This window comes from Winogradskyella sp. (genome assembly GCF_025210595.1).
GTDB lineage: Bacteria > Bacteroidota > Bacteroidia > Flavobacteriales > Flavobacteriaceae > Winogradskyella.
In genome coordinates, this window is record NZ_JAOARH010000061.1 from 1 (window position 1) to 2,981 (window position 2,981).

General features: G+C 32.6%; 2 protein-coding genes and 1 pseudogene. All 3 read right to left on the reverse strand.

What is annotated here, in order from left to right:
- Positions 1-543, reverse strand: a pseudogene (locus tag N4A42_RS06445) (two-component sensor histidine kinase); the annotation flags it as partial.
- A gap of 146 nt (positions 544-689) precedes the next feature.
- Positions 690-1,238 carry a CopD family protein gene (locus tag N4A42_RS06450; protein ID WP_294071564.1) on the reverse strand — a complete coding sequence of 183 codons (549 nt, stop codon included), beginning with the start codon at positions 1,236-1,238 and terminating at the stop codon, positions 690-692.
- 93 nt (positions 1,239-1,331) lie between these two features.
- On the reverse strand, positions 1,332-2,981 hold a 1,650-nt coding region (locus tag N4A42_RS06455), incomplete at its 5' end, for a WD40/YVTN/BNR-like repeat-containing protein (protein WP_367172496.1).

Genomic DNA, 2,981 nt, shown 5'->3' on the forward strand with positions numbered 1-2,981 from the left:
TTCATTTAATTCTTTATTTAGAAAATCATCATTCTCTAAATATGGTAAATTAAGAATGGCTAAGTTTTTAAATTTTTCGTCAGTGATATAAGAATAGGATGATTGAAATGTCTGCCCGTTTTCTTCAATTTTTTTCACATATCTATGTTCAACTGTATTAGATAATGTGTTTAAAACCTCAGCATCTAAACATTGTTCAGTAGTGTCTCTTAAAATTGTGCGTTTAGAGCTCTTCAAAAGTTCTCCTTCTAAATCGTACAAGTTGATCTGAAGGTTATGAATAGCATCTATCTCAAAAATCGCATCCTTAAAAATTAAAGGAATATTCTCCGTAGCAACAGGGTAAGTCGTTTTTTGTATCGTATTATCAATACTCTTTTTAATTGCTCTTTCCTTTCGTTCTAAGCGTTCTTTATGATAGTCTCTAGCCTCTTCATTATACTGATATATAGTTACAGCAGCTATCAATACAGATGCCAACAAGACCAAAAGAATCATGGCTATAAAAATTCTAGATCGTAAGGACAATTTTGTAATTCTCATAGAATTGCCTGCAAAACAGGAATCTTAAATTAAGATTTTAAATATAGCAATAATCACACCAAAAGCACGGAGCACAAATTTCAAAAAACAAAATTCCAATCACGCATATTTGGAATTTGCGATTTTAGACTTTAGAGTTTTTTGGGTTATGCTTCTGGATTTTTGGAACGAATATTTTTATAGAGCTTAAAACCGAGCATTATTAAAATTCCTAAAACTATAATACCTATAACACCAAAAACCCAATTAATAGAACTCTTAAGAATCACCAAAAACACTACAGCAAACAAAATAAAAGTAGCGCCTTCATTCCATATGCGCATAAAATTTGATGTTACTTTTACTTCATCTTTTTGCAATTGCTTATAATACACATGGGTTTTGTAATGATATATATACAAAAGGAATACAAAAGTGAGTTTTACATGCATCCATTCTTGCTGAAACCATTCTGGCACAAGTATCATTAACCAAACAGCAAATAACGTTGCTAATACAGCTGAAGGCCATGTGATGATATACCATAATCGTTTACTCATTAACTTTAATTGCTTTCCTAATATTTCTTTTTCAGGCGAAGGCTTATGAAATGCCTCAATCTGATACACAAACAATCTAGGTATGTAAAACAATCCTGCAAACCACGTAATAACGAAGATTAAGTGAAGTGATTTTATATAATTGTAGTATTCCATTGATTTACTGTAGTTATTATTTAAAATTTATTTTAAAGCCTATCTCAATATCCATTTAGATATTCAAATAAATTCGGTATGACAAAATTATAATTAATCCTCAACAAACAAGTAGTTTAGTTGTTTCGCGTTAAAGGATTCATTAAACGCTTTGATTTCATTGGTAATAATGTTATTGAATGCTTTTAATTGGACTTCAATTTTTTGAGTCAATTCGTTTTTAACAGCTATATCTTGAGCAGTTGGCGCAAAGTCTCCCATACTCACTAAGGAATTCAAATGCCCTAATTTATTGGTTAATCTAATTGGGAAATTCAATGGATCTTGCCCACTTCTGTTTTTTGTTTGATATAATGCTTTTTCAATATCTGATAACTGCTCTTTTAAAGTTTTTGCTTTTTCTAAAAGCGCTTTGACATTATCATCATCTTTGTATTGCGCTTCGAATGCACTCAATTGCTTGTTTACCTTTCTTATTTTTTTGATGGATTGATGCGCTTCGTCCATAGTTTTATTGACATCTTTAACAAACTCAAACTGCTGCTTCATATCAGTCAAAGTACTTTCGGCTCTAGGATCTGCAAGAATTGTAAATGGTTGAGACATCTCGACTGCGCTCGATGTGACATTTCCATCTGATTTTGATTCAACTCTTAATGTCACTTTGTAATCTCCAGGAATAGCTCTAGGACCTTGTAAACTTGCCCACCACAAGATCATACCTTTTAACCTTTCAGCACCATCATAAGTCATATTCCATACAAATTGATTTGCTCCCTTTTTAACTTTCAGGTTGTTCTTTTTGTCTTTAGTACTGAAGGTTTTAATCGTATCTCCTTTGGTATCGAAATAGGTTAATGACACTTTATCATCTTCCTTGTAATCTTTTAGATTAAAATATGTAATTACACCACTAGGATGATTTGTTCCTGAAGTCTTACTACCTTTAAAACTTCCACCTCGCATACGATAGGTATCCTTTGGCTGAAATAACATGTTTTTACCAGCATCAGCACTATATAATTGGTGTAAAACCGTTAAATCGTCAATAATCCAAACACTTCTTCCTTGTGTTGCTACAACCAAATTATTGTCTTTAATCGTTAAATCTGTAATTGGTACAATTGGTAAATTCAATTGGAATGGCTTCCAGTTTTTACCATCATTAAAAGAAATGTACATTCCTGTTTCTGTACCTGCATACAGTAAACCTTTTTGCTTTGGATCTTCTCTTAATACTCTCGTGAAATGTTCTGCATTAATACCATTTGTAATCTTTGTCCAAGACTTTCCATAATCAGTTGTTTTATACAAATAAGGTGCAAAATCACCTGTTTTATACTTGGTTCCAGCAATGTAGCATGTTCCAGCATCGAATGCACTTGGCTCTATACTATTAATCATCATCCATTCTGGCATTCCTTTTGGCGTCACATTCTCCCAAGTTTGTCCACCATCTTTAGTTACATGCACCAAACCATCATCACTACCAACCCAAAGTAAACCTTCAGTCACTGGCGATTCTTGTGCAGCAAAAATGGTACAATAGTATTCTACAGAGGTGTTATCTTGTGTAATTGGTCCTCCTGAAGATTTTAGTTTTTCAGGATCATTTCGAGTTAAATCTGGACTAATAATATCCCAAGATTGCCCTTCATTTTCAGTAACGTGTACATGATTTGAAAAGGTATACAATCGATTTGGGTTATGCTTAGAAAATATAATAGGGAAGTTCCATTGGAA

Excerpts from the sequence above, each read along its gene's own strand:
- N4A42_RS06450 (WP_294071564.1), bottom strand. The coding sequence starts at position 1,238 with ATGGAATACTACAATTATATAAAATCACTTCACTTAATCTTCGTTATT.